The sequence below is a fragment of the Solibacillus sp. FSL W7-1464 genome, assembly GCF_038004425.1.
In the GTDB taxonomy this organism is placed as follows: domain Bacteria; phylum Bacillota; class Bacilli; order Bacillales_A; family Planococcaceae; genus Solibacillus.
Genome location: NZ_JBBORC010000001.1, coordinates 42,501 through 45,000 on the forward strand (window position 1 = coordinate 42,501; position 2,500 = coordinate 45,000).

Below are 2,500 nucleotides of genomic sequence, written 5' to 3' on the forward strand. Positions count from 1 at the left end.
CGGTTAGAAGTGAGAATGCCGGTATGAGTAGCGAAACATGGGTGAGAATCCCATGCACCGTATGACTAAGGTTTCCTGAGGAAGGCTCGTCCGCTCAGGGTTAGTCGGGACCTAAGCCGAGGCCGATAGGCGTAGGCGATGGACAACAGGTTGATATTCCTGTACCACCTCCTCACCGTTTGAGAAATGGGGGGACGCAGTAGGATAGGGTAAGCACGCCGTTGGTTGCGCGTGTTCAAGCAGTAAGGCGTGTATGTAGGCAAATCCGCATACTATAACGTTGAGCTGTGATGACGAGCTCGTATGAGCGAAGTTCCTGATTTCACACTGCCAAGAAAAGCCTCTATCGAGGTGAGAGGTGCCCGTACCGCAAACCGACACAGGTAGTCGAGGAGAGAATCCTAAGGTGTGCGAGAGAACTCTCGTTAAGGAACTCGGCAAAATGACCCCGTAACTTCGGGAGAAGGGGTGCTTCTTTGGGTGCATAGCCTAGAGAAGCCGCAGTGAATAGGCCCAGGCGACTGTTTAGCAAAAACACAGGTCTCTGCAAAACCGTAAGGTGACGTATAGGGGCTGACGCCTGCCCGGTGCTGGAAGGTTAAGAGGAGCGGTTAGCGCAAGCGAAGCTGTGAATTGAAGCCCCAGTAAACGGCGGCCGTAACTATAACGGTCCTAAGGTAGCGAAATTCCTTGTCGGGTAAGTTCCGACCCGCACGAAAGGCGTAACGATCTGGGCACTGTCTCAACGAGAGACTCGGTGAAATTATAGTACCTGTGAAGATGCAGGTTACCCGCGACAGGACGGAAAGACCCCGTGGAGCTTTACTGTAGCCTGATATTGAATTTTGGTACAACTTGTACAGGATAGGTAGGAGCCAGAGATCTCGGAGCGCCAGCTTCGAAGGAGGCGTCGGTGGGATACTACCCTGGTTGTATTGAACTTCTAACCCATGCCCCTTAGCGGGGTAGGAGACAGTGTCAGGCGGACAGTTTGACTGGGGCGGTCGCCTCCTAAAGAGTAACGGAGGCGCCCAAAGGTTCCCTCAGAATGGTTGGAAATCATTCGTAGAGTGTAAAGGCATAAGGGAGCTTGACTGCGAGACCTACAAGTCGAGCAGGGTCGAAAGACGGGCTTAGTGATCCGGTGGTTCCGCATGGAAGGGCCATCGCTCAACGGATAAAAGCTACCCCGGGGATAACAGGCTTATCTCCCCCAAGAGTCCACATCGACGGGGAGGTTTGGCACCTCGATGTCGGCTCATCGCATCCTGGGGCTGTAGTCGGTCCCAAGGGTTGGGCTGTTCGCCCATTAAAGCGGTACGCGAGCTGGGTTCAGAACGTCGTGAGACAGTTCGGTCCCTATCCGTCGTGGGCGTAGGAAATTTGAGAGGAGCTGTCCTTAGTACGAGAGGACCGGGATGGACATACCGCTGGTGTACCAGTTGTCTTGCCAAAGGCATCGCTGGGTAGCTATGTATGGACGGGATAAGTGCTGAAAGCATCTAAGCATGAAGCCCCCCTCAAGATGAGATTTCCCATTACGCAAGTAAGTAAGACCCCTGAAAGACGATCAGGTAGATAGGTTCGAGGTGGAAGTGCGGTGACGCATGCAGCTGACGAATACTAATCGGTCGAGGACTTAACCACATTTTATTGCATAATTCAATGAAACGTTTATCCAGTTTTGAAAGAATGAAATTTCTTTTAAAAAACAAGAGGGTTTCAAGACACACTCGTGGATTGGAAGCCGATAGTGAAGTGATGATGGCAAAGAGGTCACACCCGTTCCCATACCGAACACGGAAGTTAAGCTCTTTAGCGCCGATGGTAGTTGGGGGCTTCCCCCTGTGAGAGTAGGACGTCGCTTCGCACATGTGAAACCCACTGAGAAATTAGTGGGTTTTTTGTCGTTTAAATTAAAATGTAATTAACTTTAGCTTTAAATTAAGAATAACTTTCCAGAAAGGAAATAAAAATAACAAGCTGTGCATACAGAAAAAATTAGAATGTAAATGTTTCTTAAGCCTTATAGTATATTACTTCTTACGTACACAATTTAAAAGCGCTCCCTTAAAGAAGGAAGCGCTTTGAATCACTCATCTTGATAGCTTAAAGATTGTTCATGGTATTCCAATAGTGCCTGGGTTAATTGTTTAGTAAACTTTTCTTCAATATATGCTGCGATGTAAAGCTTTTTATCGACTTCCAATTGAGCAGAACGAAAAAGTTTTTGGAAAAGAGTCGGCTTTTTTTGTTGTGAGTACTGTTGAACTGCTTCATTTTGCAAACGGCTAAGCACGAGCTGCTCAATCGCTTTTTCCCTAATTCGAATTGCAATATCCTCTTTATTCGAAGCCATGATTTCCTCAACCTTCATTTTCAATTCAGTATTTTCCTGTTCAAGCTTTTTTGTCGCCATTTGGACCTCTTCCAATTCCTGCGAAGGTTCTGGAGAGAGGGCTTTGATATCCTGTTTAAAGAAATCGTCATTCAAGCTTAG

General features: G+C 47.9%; 1 protein-coding gene and 2 rRNA genes (2 of these 3 only partly in view). 2 read left to right on the forward strand and 1 reads right to left on the reverse strand.

What is annotated here, in order from left to right:
* Window positions 1–1,647: ribosomal RNA gene (locus MKZ25_RS00190) — 23S ribosomal RNA — on the forward strand (it extends 1,282 nt beyond the left edge of the window).
* Window positions 1,648–1,754: 107 nt separating this feature from the next.
* A 5S ribosomal RNA gene (gene rrf, locus MKZ25_RS00195) occupies window positions 1,755–1,870 on the forward strand.
* A 222-nt stretch (window positions 1,871–2,092) separates the two neighbouring features.
* On the opposite strand, the gene MKZ25_RS00200 is transcribed toward rrf, so the two are convergent.
* Window positions 2,093–2,500, reverse strand: the 3' end of a protein-coding gene (locus tag MKZ25_RS00200; protein ID WP_340799626.1) for a DNA primase. It continues 525 nt past the right edge of the window; only the last 408 of its 933 coding nucleotides appear in the window; the start codon falls outside the window, past its right edge; its stop codon occupies window positions 2,093–2,095.